Source organism: Bradyrhizobium sp. SZCCHNR1053 (assembly GCF_032381235.1).
Lineage (GTDB): Bacteria > Pseudomonadota > Alphaproteobacteria > Rhizobiales > Xanthobacteraceae > Bradyrhizobium.
In genome coordinates this window covers 35,637-52,796 of the sequence record NZ_JAUHJM010000018.1, presented here as the reverse complement: position 1 = coordinate 52,796, position 17,160 = coordinate 35,637, and the positions used below count along the sequence as shown (strand labels likewise).

The 17,160-nt window shown below is 66.9% G+C and carries 14 protein-coding genes; 7 read left to right on the top strand and 7 right to left on the bottom strand.

The window, feature by feature from the left end; all coding sequences use genetic code 11:
• The first annotated feature begins 5 nt into the window (after positions 1-5).
• Positions 6-659 (top strand): ligase-associated DNA damage response endonuclease PdeM, encoded by a 654-nt coding sequence (gene pdeM, locus QX051_RS28195; protein WP_315778390.1) that lies wholly within the window; start codon positions 6-8, stop codon positions 657-659.
• A gap of 237 nt (positions 660-896) precedes the next feature.
• Here the strand turns inward: pdeM and QX051_RS28190 are convergent, their stop codons facing one another.
• Positions 897-1,763, bottom strand: coding sequence for a LysR family transcriptional regulator (locus QX051_RS28190; RefSeq protein ID WP_315778368.1), 867 nt, complete (start codon positions 1,761-1,763; stop codon positions 897-899).
• Positions 1,764-1,860: 97 nt separating this feature from the next.
• Between QX051_RS28190 and QX051_RS28185 the strand changes: the two genes are divergently transcribed.
• Both QX051_RS28185 and QX051_RS28180 read left to right on the top strand, forming a co-directional pair.
• Positions 1,861-2,781 carry a DMT family transporter gene (locus tag QX051_RS28185; RefSeq protein ID WP_315778367.1) on the top strand — a complete coding sequence of 307 codons (921 nt, stop codon included), beginning with the start codon at positions 1,861-1,863 and terminating at the stop codon, positions 2,779-2,781.
• Positions 2,778-3,557 carry an MBL fold metallo-hydrolase gene (locus QX051_RS28180; RefSeq protein WP_315778366.1) on the top strand — a complete coding sequence of 260 codons (780 nt, stop codon included), beginning with the start codon at positions 2,778-2,780 and terminating at the stop codon, positions 3,555-3,557. Before QX051_RS28185 ends, QX051_RS28180 begins: the two co-directional genes overlap by 4 nt.
• 11 nt (positions 3,558-3,568) lie before the next feature.
• Here QX051_RS28180 and QX051_RS28175 read toward each other — a convergent pair whose 3' ends face one another.
• From QX051_RS28175 to QX051_RS28155, 5 genes are all read right to left on the bottom strand, one after another.
• Positions 3,569-4,348 (bottom strand): TIGR02186 family protein, encoded by a 780-nt coding sequence (locus tag QX051_RS28175; protein WP_315735834.1) that lies wholly within the window; start codon positions 4,346-4,348, stop codon positions 3,569-3,571.
• The gene (locus QX051_RS28170) at positions 4,345-5,271 is read right to left on the bottom strand and encodes a sulfite exporter TauE/SafE family protein (protein ID WP_315735837.1); all 927 of its coding nucleotides are present in this window, start codon (positions 5,269-5,271) and stop codon (positions 4,345-4,347) included. Before QX051_RS28170 ends, QX051_RS28175 begins: the two co-directional genes overlap by 4 nt.
• A 153-nt stretch (positions 5,272-5,424) precedes the next feature.
• Entirely contained in the window at positions 5,425-6,258 is an 834-nt protein-coding gene (locus QX051_RS28165) for a hypothetical protein (RefSeq protein ID WP_315778365.1), read from the bottom strand.
• A gap of 151 nt (positions 6,259-6,409) precedes the next feature.
• A complete protein-coding gene (locus QX051_RS28160; RefSeq protein ID WP_315778364.1) occupies positions 6,410-9,931 on the bottom strand; it encodes a hypothetical protein in 3,522 nt (1,173 codons plus the stop codon).
• Positions 9,932-10,119: 188 nt separating this feature from the next.
• On the bottom strand, positions 10,120-10,707 hold the full coding sequence (locus QX051_RS28155) for a PadR family transcriptional regulator (RefSeq protein ID WP_315717938.1): 588 nt from the start codon (positions 10,705-10,707) through the stop codon (positions 10,120-10,122).
• A gap of 137 nt (positions 10,708-10,844) precedes the next feature.
• Here QX051_RS28155 and QX051_RS28150 point away from each other — a divergent pair, with 137 nt between their 5' ends.
• The 4 genes from QX051_RS28150 (at position 10,845) to QX051_RS28135 (ending at position 16,824) form a co-directional block, all read left to right on the top strand.
• Positions 10,845-11,243: a nuclear transport factor 2 family protein gene (locus QX051_RS28150; RefSeq protein WP_315735843.1), complete on the top strand. Its 399-nt coding sequence runs from the start codon at positions 10,845-10,847 to the stop codon at positions 11,241-11,243.
• Positions 11,244-11,371: 128 nt separating this feature from the next.
• Positions 11,372-13,162, top strand: a complete 1,791-nt coding sequence (locus tag QX051_RS28145; RefSeq protein WP_315778363.1) for an acyl-CoA dehydrogenase C-terminal domain-containing protein — start codon at positions 11,372-11,374, stop codon at positions 13,160-13,162.
• 87 nt (positions 13,163-13,249) lie between these two features.
• Positions 13,250-14,458 carry an acetyl-CoA C-acetyltransferase gene (locus QX051_RS28140; protein WP_315778362.1) on the top strand — a complete coding sequence of 403 codons (1,209 nt, stop codon included), beginning with the start codon at positions 13,250-13,252 and terminating at the stop codon, positions 14,456-14,458.
• 152 nt (positions 14,459-14,610) lie between these two features.
• The gene (locus QX051_RS28135; RefSeq protein WP_315778361.1) at positions 14,611-16,824 is read left to right on the top strand and encodes a 3-hydroxyacyl-CoA dehydrogenase NAD-binding domain-containing protein; all 2,214 of its coding nucleotides are present in this window, start codon (positions 14,611-14,613) and stop codon (positions 16,822-16,824) included.
• Between the two features lie 89 nt (positions 16,825-16,913).
• Here QX051_RS28135 and QX051_RS28130 read toward each other — a convergent pair whose 3' ends face one another.
• On the bottom strand, positions 16,914-17,150 hold the full coding sequence (locus QX051_RS28130; protein WP_315778360.1) for an addiction module protein: 237 nt from the start codon (positions 17,148-17,150) through the stop codon (positions 16,914-16,916).
• Between the last annotated feature and the right edge of the window lie 10 nt (positions 17,151-17,160).

Here is a 17,160-nt window from a genome sequence, read left to right as displayed (position 1 = left end):
GCATGATGGACGTCGCCGGCACCGCGCTGCGCGTCGATCTCTCCGGCGCGCTGGTATGGGACGAGCAGCGCCTGCTCATCGTTTCTGACCTGCATCTGGAAAAAGGCTCGAGCTACGCGTCACGCGGCACGCTGCTGCCGCCGTTCGACACCGCCGCGACCTTGCACCGGCTGGCCGCCGTGGTCGCGAACTACAATCCGCGCGCCGTGATCGCGCTCGGTGACAGCTTTCACGATCGCGACGCGCATACGCGCCTGACCGGTGACGATCGCGCCTGCATCGCCAACCTCCAGGTCGGCCGCGACTGGGTCTGGATCACGGGCAATCACGATCCGGCGCCGCGCGGCATCGGCGGCGAGGTGGTCGACGAGATCACGGTCGGCGCGATCAGCTTCCGTCACGAGCCGACCGGCGCGCGTGGAGAGATCGCCGGCCATCTGCACCCCAAAGCGCGGGTGGCGACGCGGGCGCGCACTTTGGAGCGACGCTGCTTCGTCTCCGACGGCGAGCGCGCCGTGATGCCGGCGTTCGGCGCCTATGCCGGCGGCCTGAGCGTGCGCGACGCGGCCTTCGCCAAGCTGTTTCCGAAGCGCGCCTTCATCGCGCATGTGCTGGGAGATAGGCGCCTGCACAGCATCGCCGCGGCGCGGTGCTATTAGTCGGATGATGGAAATTCATTAGTTGGATCAGTGATCAGAGGTCGAACGGATCATTCGACGCTGGACTGATCATGCCCGCTGCGCGCACCGCTGCGCCCTCTCCCCCGCTTGCGGGGGAGAGGGCGCCAAGCGCACCGCCGTCGGAGCGGCCCCCTCCCTAGCCCTCCCCCGCAAGCGGGGGAGGGAATGCACTTTGCTCGTGGCGCCATGGTCGCAGGAGTCGCGGACGTCTCGCTGCTACGCCGCCTTCGCCTGTACCTTCTCGCAGAACTCGGCCAGCCGGTCGGCCAGGCGCAACGTCGCCGGGCTCGCGTCGGGCGAGGCGACCAGCGCAACCTCCGTGCGCTCGATCGGCGCAAAGCCCTCGCGGGCCGTCAGCACGCGGTGCTCCGACTGCACCGACATTTCGGAGAGGATGCTCAGCCCCATGCCGGCGGCGACCGCGGCCTGGATGCCGGCGAGGCTCGACGATGTGTAGGCCATGTGCCAGGCGCGCCCCTCGCTCTCCAGCGCATGGATCGCCCGGGTCCGATAGAGGCAGCCGGGCGGGAAGCCAATCAGCGGCAGCGAGCGGGCGTCGAGGTCGACGGGATGGGCCTTGCTGGTCACCCAATAGACCTGCTCCGGCCATGCCGCGATCGCTGCCCTGGTGTCGTCGACGCCGCGCTTGAGCAGCGCCAGATCGAGATCGCCGCGCTCGATGTCGCGCTTCAGGTTGAGGCTCTGGTCGGCGCGCACGTCGAGCCGCAGATCGGGGTGGGCGCGCGAGAACGCGGCGAGCAGCTTGGCGAGCCGGTAGGCCGCGAAATCCTCGGGGATGCCGAGCTTCACCGCGCCGTCGGGTCCGGGCCGCGCCACGACATCGCGGGCCTCCTCGGCGAGTGCCAGCAGGCGGCGGGCATAGGACAGCAGCCGCTCGCCGGCCTCGGTCGGCGTGACCTCGCGGCCGTCACGGTTGAGCAGCGTCTGGCCCAGATCCTCCTCGAGCCGCCGGATCTGCTGGCTGATCGTCGACTGCGTGCGGTGGACGCGCTCGCCGGCGCGGGTGAAGCCGCCGGCCTCGACCACCGAGACGAAGCTGCGCAACAGGTCCAGATCGAGCACGCGGGACCTCCATTCGGAAAACCACTGAATGCCAGTCTATCATTTAATTTCCAAATGGGAAAGAACAGCCCTACACCGGCGACGAAGGAGAGCTCTGATGTCGTCCGTTTCCTCGGTTGCCGTGACCCCGATGAAGTCGAACCTGCTGCCGCTCGAAATCGGCCTGTTCTGTCTGCTGTGGAGCTTCGCCTTCGTCGCCGGCAAGGTCGGCGTGACCTATTGCCCGCCGCTCTTGCTGCTCGCGGCGCGGTTCTCGCTCGCCGGCGTCCTCATTGTCGTGGTGTCGGCAGTCCGGGGCGAGCTGCGCATGAGCTGGCGCGATGCGGCCGTGTTCGCGATCATCGGCATCGCCAACAACGCGCTGTATCTCAGTCTCGGCTACACCGGGCTGCAGACGGTGTCGGCGGGGCTCGGCGGCCTGATCGTCTCGGCCAATCCCGTATTCACCGCGGTGTTCGCGGCGCTGCTGCTGCGCGAGCCGCTGACCCTGCGCAAGATCTCAGGCCTCGCGCTCGGCACCATCGGCGTCGCCATGATCGTCTGGCACCGCATGTCCGTCGGGACCGACCAGCTCGAAGGTATTCTCTATACGCTGGCGGCGCTGGCCTCGATCGTGACCGGCACCATCCTGTTCAAGCAGCTCGCCCCGAAGGGCAGCCTGTGGGTCGGCAACGGCATCCAGAACCTCTCAGCCGGGCTGGTGCTGTGGCCGGTTGCGCTCGGCCTGTCGAACGTCGACGCGATCGTGCCGAATGCGCAACTGATCGGCGCGTTTGCTTTCCTGGTGCTCGGCGGCTCGATCCTGGCCTACGTGCTCTGGTTCCATCTCTTGAAAGTCTGCGGCGCGACCGCCGCCAGCGCCTATCATTTCGTGATGCCGCCGCTGGCGATGATCTTCGCCTTCCTGGTGCTCGGCGAGCACGTGGCGCTGCAGGACCTGCTCGGCGTATTTCCCGTCGCGCTCGGGATCTATCTGGTCACGCGGGCGCCGGCCCGAACCGTTGGAGCATCATCATGAGCGTTGCGATCACCCTGATCGGCGGCCCGACCGCCCTGATCGAAATCGATGGCTTCCGCCTGCTGACCGATCCCACATTCGATGCTCCCGGCCGCTATGAATTGCCGCATGTCGTGCTGGAGAAGCTCACTGGACCGGCGATGACCGCGGAGGCGATCGGCGAGGTCGATGCGGTGCTGCTGAGCCATGACCAGCATTCCGACAATCTCGACCACGGCGGCCGCGCCTTCCTGACACGTGCACCGCGCGTGCTCACGACGGAAGTCGGCGCAGGCAGGCTCGGTGCGCCGGCGGAAGGGCTGGCGCCGTGGCAGACGACGCAGCTCAGCAAGGGCGGCAGGACATTGACGGTCGCGGCGACGCCGGCGCGCCATGGTCCCGCCGGCATCGAGCCGCTCGCGGGCGATGTGATCGGCTTCGTCCTGATCCCGCAGCACGGCGCGCCCGTCTATGTCAGTGGCGACACGGTGTTCTATGACGGTGTGGCGGAGGTGGCGCGGCGTTTCAAGCCTAGCGTCGTGATGCCCTTTGCCGGAGCGGCGCAGACACGCGGGCCGTTCCATCTCACCATGGACACCAACGACACGATCGAGACCGCGCGCGTGTTTGCCGAGGCCGCCATCGTTCCGGTTCACACGGACGGCTGGGCCCATTTCCGCCAGGACGCGCAGGATCTGCGCAAGACCTTCGATGCGCTCGGGTTCGGTGCGCGGCTGAAGCTTCTGGAGCCCGGTGTGAGGACGGTGATCGCCTCGTCGTCCAGCTCCTCGCAATGAGGCGGAAAAGATCAATCCCGACGGAACACGATCGAGGCCATCCATCCCGTCATCAGTGCCATCGCGGCGGTGACGAGACCATAGACGAAGCCGTTCTGCCGCGCTGAGTTCGCAACGAACTGCTCGAAGCCGACCTTGACGATCTCGAACGCAGTCTCGGTCTTGGTGACCAGCGCGCCGTCGGCGAGCAGCTTGATCTCGACCTCATAGGTGCCGATCGGCACCGCAGCGGGCAGAGGGATGCCGGTACGGAACAGGGTCGGCGTCAGGAGGGTCACCGCGGACGTGTCCTCGCGATACAGGCCGTGCTGCGACTGCAGTCGCACGAAAGCGCTGCGGAACGCGTCGTTCGGGACCACGTCGGCATAGTCAGGACCGACGCGCTGGGTCAGCAGCACGTTGTTGAGTCCAAGCTGCTGCCGGCGCAGCACCTCGGGCGCGGCCATCGTGTCGAACGGGCGGTTGGCGAACAGCGCCAGATAGCCGGGCACTTTGAGGAACTGGCGCGAGTCGGTGTTGATCCAGATGCCGAACTTCCGCTCCTTGCGCCGCGTCACCATGTCGGCGCGCGGGCCCCGGACGGTGACGACGAGGTCATAGGCGGTGCGACCCGGCGGGGTCTGGACGTCCTTCTCGACCGAGCCGAACAGCACCAGCTCCTCCCCGGAATAGTTCGGCGTCACCGTCACGCGATGGTTGGAGACCGAGACGATCAGCCGCTCGGCGCGCGCCGATGCGGCGCCGGCAAGCAGCAGCATGAAGGTGAGGCTGGCGAGGCGGAGCGGCGTCATCTGCTGATCTCGGTCTCGCGGATCGTGAACAGGTCGTCGGGCTTGATCACGAGCTCGATCGCGAACCGGATGCCGACGGCGAGGATCAGCAGGCCGAGCAGCAACCGCAGCTGCTCGCCGCGGATCATCTGGCCGGCGCGGGCCCCGAACTGCGCGCCGGTGACGCCGCCGACCATCAGGATCAGCGCCAGCACGGCGTCGACCAGATGATTGCTCATCGCGTGCAGCATGGTCGCGATCATCATGGTCGCGAGCGTCAGGACCATCGAGGTGCCGATGACGGTCGAGGTCGGCACGCGCAGCAGGTAGATCAGCAGGGGCACCAGAATGAAGCCGCCGCCGATGCCCATCACGGCGCCGAGGAAGCCGATGATGAGGCCGATGGCGATCACCGGAATGACGGAGACATAGATCTTCGAGCGCTTGAAGCGCATCTTCAGCGGCAGGCCATGGATCCAGACATGGCTGCCCGGACGCCGTACGGTCGCGACCGCGCCCTGGCGCGCGCGCATCATCGCCCGCAGACCCTCCCAGAACATCGTGCCGCCGACGCTCGTCAGCAGGGCGACATAGGACAGCGCGATCATCAGATCGAGTTGGCCGAGCGAACGCAACAGGGTGAAGGTGGCGACGCCGAGCCCGGTGCCGAGCGCGCCGCCGATCATCAACACTGAGGCCAGCGAGGGATCGATCGCGCGCCGCCGCCAATAGGACAGCGCGCCGGAGAACGAGGAGGCGGCGATGTGGCTGGAAACCGAGGCGACCGCGACCGCGGGCGTGATGCCGACGAAGATCAGAAGAGGCGTCATCAGGAACCCGCCGCCGATGCCGAACATGCCGGAGACGAAGCCGACGGCCGCGCCCATCGCCAGCAACAGGAAGATGTTGACCGGGATGTCGGCGATCGGAAGATAAATCTGCATCGGCGCGGCCTCTGCGAACCTTCGAGCGAGCATCCCGCGCATGCGAAGCAGGACGCCGGGCTCCTGCATAACCGAAAATGGGAGCGAAGGGATCAGTCATTCCCGCCCAAAGTGACATCCACCGGCGCCGAGCGTGGGGGTCTGGGCGCTCCGTCAGAGGGCCTTGAGCGGCGCGGTCACCAGCCTCATGGCCTCGGCATCGCTCGGATCGAGCCAGCGGATCTCGCGGGTCTGCGACATCGCCTCGATGACCTGCGACGATACGCCCATGCGTGTCATATAGCCGAGGATGGCGCCGGTCACGCGCTGGGTGTCGGCGACCGCGTCGGCGCCACGGGCCTCCGACGTGAAGCGGTGCACGCCGAGCGCCGAGCCATCGAGGCCATAGCGGGTCTGCCCGCCGGCAAAGGCGAACACGCAGGCGCTGGCGCAGAAGCCCGGACGGATGCGGCCGGAATTGTCGGCCACGCCGACGGCGGTGGCGAGTCCGTGAGCGCGGATGATCTCGCCCATCAGCACTCCCTGGTCGAGGTTGCCGCCGGGCGAGGACAGCAGGATCAGGTCGCCCGGCTTGAAATGGGCCTCGCTGATCCGCTCGCGCAGCCAGCCGGCCGCCGCGGGTCCGATGGGGCCGCTGACGGCGAGCACGGCGCGCCTGTCGCCCAGCCCGGCAAGCGCGGGGTCGGCGACCAGCGCCGCCGACAGACTCGGCGAGATGTATTGATCCTTCCAGAACGACCAGGCGTCGGGTCGCGACAGGTCGCGGTAGGCGCGAATGCCCCCGCCGAGTAGGATTGCAACGAAGAAAATGACGGAAGCCAGCCGACGCCATCGGAACGCCGCAGGATAGCCGTCGGTCACTTGCTGGATTGGTTGGCGAGGAGGCGGAGCGGGGGCGACGTTCGCCGTGGTCCGCGGTGGCACGCGGGGGCCCGTCGGCGACTGCAGGAAGCGCGCGCCGTCGTGTTGTTCGTTCCCCGCTGACACGCGTCGATGCTCCCTCGCGGCGCTCGTGATGATCCGCCGCGACAACCTATATCGATCGACCGCGCGACACTATGGCGGCGCGATTGCAAGCCAGGAGGATTTTGCAGGCCGCGCGCGAGCGCTCGTCAGCCTGCCCAGAGAAATGCCCTCGTCAGCGCAGCGCCGTCGCAGCCGCGCGCTTCGCCAGCGCCGCCTTGGCCGCGGCTGCCTTGGCGATCGCCTGCGTGCCATCCCAGCCGCCGGCGGGTGCCGGCACATTCACGGCGTCGTCGGGCTGCGGTTCGACCGTGAAGGTCTGGATCGCGAGCTTGGCCGCGGCGAGCGACTGGACATCGAGCCGCTTGGCGACATCGTCGCGCTTGCGCCCGGCATCGACGTCACCCTGCGCTGCGGCCAGGGTGAACCATTTGTAGGACTCGGCGAGGTTCTGTTCGACGCCGATGCCACGGGCATAGAGAATGCCGAGGTTGAACTGGCTGTCGGCGACGCCGCGCTCGGCGGCCTTGCGGAACCATTGCGAGGCGCTCTTGTAGTTCGCGCCCTTGCCGCCGCCGTCGGCATCCAGCACGGCGAGATTGTGCATCGCCTTGGCGCTGCCGCGCTCGGCGGCGACGACGTAGTAGCGGCGGGCGATGTCGGCGTCCTTCTTCACGCCGAGACCCTTCTCGTAGAAGGTGCCGAGACGGAAGACCGCCGGGATCAGCCCCGCCTGTGCCGCGCGGTCATACCACTTCGCGGCTTCCTCATAGTTCGCCGCGACACCCTTGCCCTCGGCAAAGCGCACGCCGACCTCGTAGGCGGCGGTCGGATCACCCCTCAGAGCGGCGTTGCGCAGCGCCAGTCCGCCGATGGCATCGGGCAGCTTCTCGGAGGCGGGCACCTGCACCAGACCGAGCTTCTGGCCGTTGGCGGCGGTTGGGATCGTGCCGGTGACATCAGTGGGGACGGCAGCGGGTACCGTGGCCGGCTTTTCGACGTCCTGCGGGATCGCGAGCATCGCGATCGTCTCCGCTTCGCTCGGCATGGCCCGGTTGTAGGACTGACGGTCGATCGGCGTCGGCGACGTCAACGACGGCACGCTCTGGTCGGGCGTCGTCGGCCGCGGCGACAGGCCCGGCGAGGCCGACGGCATCTGCGCCCGGGGCGCCTCGCCCTGGGTTTCCATCGGCGAGATCGGCGGCGGCGTGCTGCCGCTGTCGAGCAGCGACATCGCAAATTTGAAGGTGCCGAGCACGATCACCACGACGCTGGCACCGACCAGCAGCGAACGGATCTTCGACCCGATGGTCGAGACCTCCTCGTCACCCTCAGCGGTGAGAGCGAACGTCGGCTTGTCCTTGGGTTTGGCCTTGGGCTTGGCGACGTCGCTGGCGACTTCCTTGACGACGTCCTTGGGCGGCTCCTTGGCCTTCTCCTTCGGCTTGTCCTTCTTCGCCTTCTTGGCGTCAACGGGCTGTGCAGCCGCCGCGGCCTGCGCCGCGCGGCGCGCAGCCGCGATGAAGCTCGACGTCGACACCGGCTCCCGCTTGCCGGCGGGAAGCTCGCTCAGCGCATCCTCGGACGCGGCGATCCGCTCGGCGGGCGATGCGGTCCGGCCAGGCGGACGGGTGCCCGGTTCAAGCGGATGATCCGGTGGCAGCTCGGGGACGATGATGGTCGCGCGGGGCGCCTGTGCCGCGTGCGGCTCCAGGATGTCGGCGATTGCCTTCGGCGGAATCGGCGGCGGCATGGCAGCCGCCGGCGCCTGAGCGGCGTGGAAGTCGCGCGAGGCGGCCGCGAACGCCTGTTGACCCGCGGCCGGAGCGACAATCTGTCCCGCTGGCTGCTCGGCCGCCGGATTGGGCAGCTCCGGCCGGTAGGCAGGCTCTGGCCTGGCCGGCTCGGCATGGGCCTGGGGCGCCGGCGCGCGTGCAGCCGGCATCGGCGACTCGATTGGCGGTGCCAGCGGCGGCAGCGCGGCCGGCGGGCCCGCGGTGGCGCGCACATTGCGCAGGTCGCCTTCGATCATGGCGAGGCGGTCGACGACGTGCCCCAGCGTGTTGTGGACGGCCTCGAGCGAGTCCTGGGTGTTGCGGTCGGTCTCGGTCTGGCTGAAGCGGATGTCGGACAGCTCGCGCTTGACCATGTCGATCAGGCCGCCGTCCTGCGACGTTTCGCGCTGCGACCGGCTCTCCGCCAGCGCTGCGAATGTCGCCTGCTGCCGTTCGAGATAGCGCAGGATGTCCTGCAGGCCGTCCTCGACGCGGGTCATGTTGCCGCCGCGCGGGTCGTTGGCGGCCTCGAGCCGCTCCAGCAGATAGCTGATCCGCTGTTCGAGATGGGTGATCGCCGATGAGCCGTCGTTGCCGACCTGCAGGCGGTCGATGCGGTCGGACAGGCCGCGCAGCGCGTCCTCGATCTGGGCGGTGTTGTCGCGCGCTGCCGGCGGCGGCTCGCGGCTCTCCAGCGTCGAGGTCAGCGCGGCGATGCGCTGTTCGAGCGCCGCAAAGGAATCATGGAACGACTCGTGATTGTCGCGCGCCTGCGTGACCTGGTCGACCTTCGACGACAGCTGCCGAAGATCGTCCGACAGCCGTTCCAGGGCGTCGTTGGAGGCGACATTGGCGACGATCGCACGCAGCGCCGCGATGGCGCTTTCGAGCTGCTGCACGGTGCCGGGGTCGTCATTGGCGCGCAGGATCAGGTCGAGCTTGGCGCCGAGATTGCGGATCGCCTCGTCATAGACGGCGAGCTGCTCGGCAGGCTTCAGCGAGCCGACGACCTCGCGGATGTCGGTCAGCGCGCGCTCGATCCCGGCCAGTGCCTGGCCGTCGACGCCGGTGTTGCGGTTCTCGTCGATGCGGCGCGACAGCGAGCGAATCTCGTTCTCGATCGACTCGATCGCCCGGCGCGGCATCGCCTCGGTGATGGCGTGACGGATCTCGGAGAGCTCGTTGCGGAATCCGGCGATCGACTGCTCGATGCCGTCCTCGGGGCGATGCAGCGCCTCGATCTGGCTCGTGATCTTCAGCAGATGGCGTTCGAGCAGTGAGAAATCGGGCGTGGGTGCGGCCGGTTGCGGCGGCGTCAGCGGCGCGCTGATCGGGGTCATCAGCGGCGCTGCTGCGGATGCCATGGCAGGCGCGGTCGGCGGCGCCTGGTGCGGCGGCAGCGGGCGCGCATTGTCGAGCTCGCTCTGGCGGGCGCTGATTTCAGCGACGGCCACGTCGAACGAACCCGCGCTGAGCGGCTGGGCGGGCCGGTAGAGCTGCGCAGCGGCGCGCTCGACGCCGTCAGGACCACGATAGCGGTCTTCGGTGTCCGGCTTGCGCAGCGGCGTCGAGATCTGTGACAGGCGGGCGTCGAGCCGCGAGATCGCATCATTCAGCTGACGCGCGACGCCCTGCTCGTCGCGTGGCGCATCCTTGCGCGAGACGGGGCGCGACATCTGCTCGATCTGCCGTGCGATGGAGTCGAGCCGCTGGTGGATGTCGGTCACCTCGCGGGCATCGCGGCTGACGGTCGGCGTGCTGCGCGGCGCGTGGCTGCCACGGAAGTCGGGCGGGGTAGATGCGCCGAGCGTGGAGTTGATCCAGTCGTTCAGCGTCATGCCGGCGCGTTGCGCCGCGGCCTCGGCCCTTTCACGGACGGACGGGTCGATGCCTTCATTACTCCACGGTACGCGCGAATTCATGTCTCGTCCGGTTCCGCTTCCAGCGCTCCACCAAGCGCCTCCAGCCTCTCCACGCGTCCCGGACATGAACATGAACGGGTCCGCGCAGATCGTCTGCTCCAGGTCCCGACTTTTGACTTTTACGGTAAATAACGCGTTAAGTTTACCGCCGGCGCGGTCAGAAGTTTTGCCCTATCGAACGGCGGGTATCAGCCGGCATTTTCACGCGATGATGGATCGAGCGGCCGCACGCTGCTCGCGCCGGATATCGTCGAGAGCGCGGTGATCGCTTCCTCGCACCATTCCGCCACCATGCGTTCGTGGCGCAGGCCGAGACGCAGGTTGAGGAGCTTGCCCATATCGGCCGGGGCCACGTTGCCGTCCGCATAATGCTTCTTGAGGATGCGATCGTAGCGCTCGGCGCGGTCGCGATGATGCTCGAGCCGCGCCATCAGGTCGGCCCGGATCGGCCCGATGTCGGCGGCGCCCAGTGCATAGAGCCGGACGAGAAGATCGTCCTTCGTCGAGGCCGGCGTGCTCGGCCGCGCCGCCCAGCTGCGAAACGCCGCGCGGCCCTCCGCGGTCAATGTGTAGACCAGCTTGTTGGGCTTGCCGGTCTGCACCACCTCGCGACCCTGGATGTAGCCGCGGTCGCGCAGCCGCGACAGCTCGCGGTAGATCTGCTGGTGGTCCGTCTTCCAGAAGAAGCCGATCGAGGAATCGAACGTCTTGGCGAGCTCGTAGCCCGTCATCGGATGTTCGGTGAGGCAGGCGAGGATGGCGTCGCCGAGGGCCATGGCCGGAAACTGCTCCCGTTTTTCTGATCGTGTTCTGCCCCGCTCCACGCTTGACATTATGCACATTGGCGCATATGCGTCAATGTGCATATGGGGTGGTTGTGGTGCTGGCCTGTTCCGCCCTGAGGAGACGCCCAATGACAATGACCGGCCTCGATGGATGGTACGGCTATATGAGGTCTCACGATCTCGGCGCGCTGCGGGAGCTGCTGCACCCGGACGCCGTGTTCGAGAGTCCCGTCGTGCATACGCCGCAGCGCGGCCGCGACATCACCTTCAAATATCTCGCGAGTGCTGAGAAAGTCTTAGGCGGTCCCGGATTCAAGTATGTCGGGGAGTGGCGTAACGCCACGGGCGCCGTGCTCGAATTCGAGAATGAGATCGAGGGCATCAAGCTCAACGGCGTCGACATCATCACCTTCGATGACGCCGGCCGCATTACCCATTTCAAGGTCATGGTGCGGCCGCTCAAGGCCATCAACCTGCTGCACCGCCTGATGGGCGAACAGCTGGCCGCGATGAGCAAGCCGTCGTGATGTGACCGACAGCCGCAAACGAATGGCTGCCGCAAGCTCTTAGAAGTCGCTACAGTCCGCGGCCAGCATTGCCTGCCGCGTCCGCACAATTTCAGTCTGAAACTTCAGCCTTCCTGCCGGAGACGCCGATGCCGATCTACAAAGCCCCCGTGGAAGATGTCACCTTCCTGCTCAACGACGTGTTCCAGATCGACCGCTACGACAATCTGCCGGGCTTCTCCGATGCCTCGGCCGATGTCCGCGAGGCGATCCTCGGCGAGGCCGCCAAGCTCGCCGAAGAGGTGCTGCACCCCCTGAATCGCGTGGGCGATCTCGAAGGCTGCAAGCGCCATGACGACGGCAGCGTGACCACGCCGAAGGGCTTCAAGGAGGCCTACAAGCAGATCGTCGAGGGCGGCTGGCTTGGCCTGTCGGCGCCGACCGAATATGGCGGGCAGGGCCTGCCGGTGACATTGAGCCAGACCGTCAACGAATTCCAGTGCTCTGCCAACATGGCGTTCTCGATGTATGGCGGCCTCACCATGGGCGCCACCGCCGCGCTGATCGTGCATGGCAATGAGGAGCAGAAGAAGACCTACGTGCCGAAGATGGTGGCGGGCGAGTGGACCGGCACCATGAACCTCACCGAGCCGCATTGCGGCACCGATCTCGGTCTCTTGCGCACCAAGGCGGTGCGCCAGCCCGACGGTAGCTTCAAGATCTCCGGCACCAAGATCTTCATCTCGGCCGGCGAGCACGACTTGGCCTCCAACATCATCCATCTCGTGCTCGCCCGCATCGAGGGCGCGCCCGCCGGCATCAAGGGCGTGTCGCTGTTCGTGGTGCCGAAATTCATGGTCAATCCGGACGGCACCGTCGGCGCGCGCAACGGAGTGACCTGCGGATCGATCGAGCACAAGATGGGCATCCACGGCAACTCGACCTGTGTGATGAACTACGACAACGCCACCGGCTGGCTGATCGGCGAAGAGAACAAGGGCATGCAGGGCATGTTCGTGATGATGAACGAGGCCCGGCTCGGCGTCGCCGTGCAGGGGCTCGCGCAGTCCGAGGTCGCCTATCAGAACGCGGTCGCCTATGCGCGCGAGCGCATCCAGGGCCGCTCGCTGACTGGGCCCAAGGCGCCCGACAAGGCCGCCGATCCGATCATCGTGCATCCCGACGTGCGCCGCACCTTGCTGTCGATCCGCGCCTTCAACGAGGCCGCCCGCGCCATGGTCGTCTGGACCTCGCTGAAGAGCGACGTCGCGCACCGCTCAGCTGACCCGAAGGACCGTCAGGCGGCCGACGATCACATGGGCCTGATGACCCCGGTCATGAAGGGCTACATGACCGACATGGGCTTCGCCAACGCCGTTCAGGCGCAGCAGATGTATGGCGGTCACGGCTACATCGCCGAGCACGGCATGGAGCAGTTCGTGCGCGATGCCCGCATCGCGATGATCTACGAAGGCGCCAACGGCATCCAGGCGCTGGATCTCGTCGGCCGCAAGCTGCCGCGCGACGGCGGCCGCGCCGTGATGGCGTTCTTCGCCGAGGTCGGCTCCTTCGCCAAGGAGCAGGGCGGCAATGATGCGATGAAGCCGTTCGTCGCTCCGTTGTCGACCGCGCTCGGCCATCTGCAGCAGGCCACGACCTGGCTGATGCAGAACGCGATGACCAAGCCGGACAATGCCGGCGCCGCCGCGACCGACTACATGCATCTCTTCGCGCTGGTCACCTTCGGCTACATGTGGGCGAAGATGGCCAAGGTCGCGCAGGACAAGATTGCGGCCGGCGACAGCTCGACCTATCTGACCACGAAGCTGATCACGGGCCGCTTCTTCATGGAGCGCGTGATCCCTGAGACGGCCGCGCATCTCGCCCGCCTGCAGGCCGGCTGTGCGACCGTGATGGAGCTGCCGGCGGAAGCCTTCTGATGCTGTGGCGGGAGCCAGTGCGCCGCTCGCGCGCCGGCTACCGTCGAACACCAACAACAACGAATCCGATCAGATGAGGAGGGCGTGATGCCTGAGGCCTTTATCTACGACCACGTGCGTACCCCCCGCGGCCGCGGCAAATCCGATGGCAGCCTGCATGAGGTGACCGCGCTCGCGCTCGCCACGGTGCCTTTGAAGGCGCTCAAGGACCGCAACAACATTCCCGAGGACGCGGTCGATGACGTCGTGCTCGGCGTGGTCGATCCGGTCGGCGAGGCCGGCTCGGACATCGCACGTTTCGCCGCGCTGAATGCGGGTCTCGGCGACGCCGTCCCGGGCATTCAGATCAGCCGCTTCTGCGCCTCCGGCCTCGACGCCGTGAATTTCGCCGCCGCGCAGATCATGAGCGGCCAGCATGAGCTGGTCATCGGCGGCGGCGCGGAGTCGATGAGCCGCGTCGGCATCGGCGCCTCCGGCGGCGCCTGGCCGATGGACCCGTCGATGGCGGTGCCGGCCTACTTCATGCCGCAGGGTGTCTCCGCCGATCTGATCGCGACGAAGTACGGCTTCTCGCGCGACGATGTCGACGCCTACGCCGTGCAGAGCCAGCAGCGCGCCGCCAAGTCCTGGGAGGAGGGCCGTTTCAGCAAATCGGTCGTTCCGGTCAAGGACATCAACGGCCTGACCATCCTCGCCAAGGACGAGCACATGCGCCCGTCGACGACGATGCAGTCGCTGGCGCAGTTGCAGCCGTCGTTCGCGGCGATGGCGCAGATGGGCGGCTTCGATGCGGTGGCGATCCAGTCGCATCCGGAGATCGAGCGCGTCAACTACGTGCATCACGCCGGCAACTCCTCGGGCATCGTCGACGGCGCCGGCGCGGTGCTGCTCGGCAGCAAGGAGGCCGGGGCGAAGTATGGCATGAAGCCGCGCGCGAAAATCCGCGCCTTCGCCAATATCGGCTCGGAGCCCGCGATGATGCTGACCGGCCCGGTCGACGTCACCGAGAAGCTGTTCGAGCGCTCCGGCATGAAGACCTCGGACATCGACCTGTTCGAGCTCAACGAGGCGTTCGCCTCGGTCGTGCTGCGCTACATGCAGGCGTTCGAGATCGACAAGGACAGGATCAACGTCAATGGCGGCGCCATCGCGCTCGGCCATCCGCTCGGCGCCACTGGCGCGATGATCCTGGGCACCGTGCTCGACGAATTGGAGCGCACCGATAAGGCCACCGCCCTGGTCACGCTGTGCATCGGTGGCGGCATGGGCACCGCGACCATCATTGAGCGGGTGTGACGAACTCCTAACGTAGGGTGGGCAAAGCGAAGCGTGCCCACCATCGTCTTCATCGACACCGTCGGTGGGCACGGCGCAAGGGCGCCTTTGCCCACCCTACGATTTCAGGACAACGCCGCGCCGACCGGCTGCTGGCACCGAGGGAGATCAATATGGCCTTCAAGAACTTCAAACTCGAAACCGATGCCGACGGCATTGCGCTGATCACCTGGGACATTCCGGGACGTTCGATGAACGTGCTGGACGAGACCTCGGCGATCGAACTCGAGACCATCGTCAAGGAGACCACTGCTGACGCCGCCATCAAGGGCGTCGTCATCACCTCGGCCAAGGAGGCGTTCTGCGCCGGCGCCGACCTGTCCATGCTCGAGGGCATGAACCGCACCTATGCCGAGGTGCTGAAGGGCAAGGGCGAGGAAGCCGCCAACCAGATGCTGTTCGACAACAGCCGGCGCTTCTCGCAGATCTACCGGGCTATGGAAACGTCGGGCAAACCGTGGGTCGCCGCGATCAACGGCCTCGCGCTCGGCGGCGGCTTCGAGCTGACCTTGGCCTGCCATCACCGCGTCGCGGCCGAGAACCCGAAGACCCGTCTCGGCCTGCCCGAGATCAAGGTCGGCCTGTTCCCCGGCGCCGGCGGCACCCAGCGCGTGCCGCGCATCGTGCAGCCGCAGGACGCGATGAACCTGCTGTTGAAGGGCGAGGCGCTGACGCTCGACAAGGCCAAGGCCTTGAAGCTGGTCGACGCCATCGTTCCGGCGGCTGACCTCATCAAGGCCGCCAAGGACTGGATCAAGGGCGGCGGCAAGGCCGTTCAGCCGTGGGACGAGAAGGGCTTCAAGCTGCCGGGCGGCCCGGTGTTCTCGAAGAACGGCATGATGATGTTCCCGGCCGGCAACGCCATCTACCGCCGCGAGACCTACGACAACTATCCGGCCGCGCGCGCGATCATGAGCTGCGTCTATGAGGGCCTGCAGTTGCCGATCGACGCCGCGCTGCGCGTCGAGTCGCGCTACTTCGCCCACATCCTGCGCTCCAAGGAAGCCGCAGCGATGATCCGCAGCCTGTTCCTGTCGATGCAGGAGTTGAACAAGGGCGCGCGTCGTCCGGCCGACGTGCCGCCAAGCAAGCTGAAGAAGATCGCCGTGATCGGCGCCGGCTTCATGGGCGCATCCGTCGGCTACGTCTCGGCGCGCGGTGGCCTCGAGGTCGTGCTGATCGACCGCGACCAGGAGAGCGCCGACAAGGGCAAGGCGCATGCCCAGAGCGTGGTCGATGGTCTGGTCAAGAAGGGCCGCGCCAAGCCGGGCGAGGCGGAGGCGATCATGGGCCGCATCACCGCGACCGCCGACTACGCCGCGCTGAAGGATTGCGACCTGGTCATCGAGGCCGTGTTCGAGGACCGCAAGGTCAAGGCCGAGACCTACGCCAAGGCGCAGCAGCATCTGAAGGACGGCGCGATCTTCGCCTCCAACACCTCGACCTTGCCGATCACCTCGCTGGCCGAGGAGTTCAAGGACCAGGGCCGCTTCATCGGCATCCACTTCTTCTCGCCGGTCGAGAAGATGATGCTGGTCGAGATCATCATGGGCAAGGCCACCGGCGACGTCGCGCTGGCGACCGCGCTCGACTATGTCCGCACCATCGGCAAGACGCCCATCGTGGTCAACGACTCCCGCGGCTTCTTCGCCAACCGCTGCGTGATGCGCTACATCGCCGAGGGCAACGAGATGTTCCTCGAAGGCGTGCCGCCGGCGATGATCGAGAACGCGGCCAAGATGGCCGGCATGCCGGTTGGCCCGCTGTCGCTGTCGGACGAGGTCGCGCTCGATCTCGGCCTCAAGATCATGAAGGCGACCGAGCACGATCTCGGACCCAACGCGATCAACCAGGACCACAAGAAGCTGATGGTCGAGCTGGTCGAGAAGCAGGGTCGCTTCGGCCGCAAGAACGCCAAAGGCTTTTACGACTATCCCGAGAAGGGCAAGGGTCAGAAGAGCCTGTGGCCGGATCTCGCCAAGCTGCAGCCCAAGCATCTCGATCCCGACACGCTAGACGTCGAGGAGCTGAAGCAGCGCTTCCTGGTGGTGCAGGCGGTGGAGGCTGCGCGCACCGTCGAGGACCACGTCATCACCGACGTGCGCGAGGCCGATGTCGGCTCGATCCTCGGTTTCGGCTTCGCGCCGTTCACCGGCGGCACGCTGTCCTACATCGACTTCATGGGCACCAAGAAGTTCGTCGAGCTGTGCCACAAGTTCACAGAGAAGTACGGCTCGCGCTTCGCCCCGCCGAAGCTGCTGGAAGAGATGGCCGCCAAGGGCGAAACCTTCTACGGCCGCTTCCCGCCGAAGAAGGCGGCGGCTTGACGATTGCGGGCTGCCTGATGAGTCTCGATAGCACCGCATCGACGGTGCGCTCCCCTCCCCCTTGCGGGGAGGGGTCGGGGGTGGGGGTCTCAGCAAAAGGTCTCGATGATTTGAAGATGCCCCTCACCTCGGAGTCTCAGCGTGAGCTCGGGTGAAAAGATCGCGGTCGATATCCTCCACGGCACAGCGCCTCGCGCATCCGCATCGAAGCCAGCCAAGCGACGAGCCAACCAAACTTCTTGAGCCGACGTCAATCGCGCGTCTTCAGATGCGAGGCTGTCCCACAACAGCGCGATGAAATCGGGCCGGTCCTTCGTGGTCAGCATAGAATGTCGA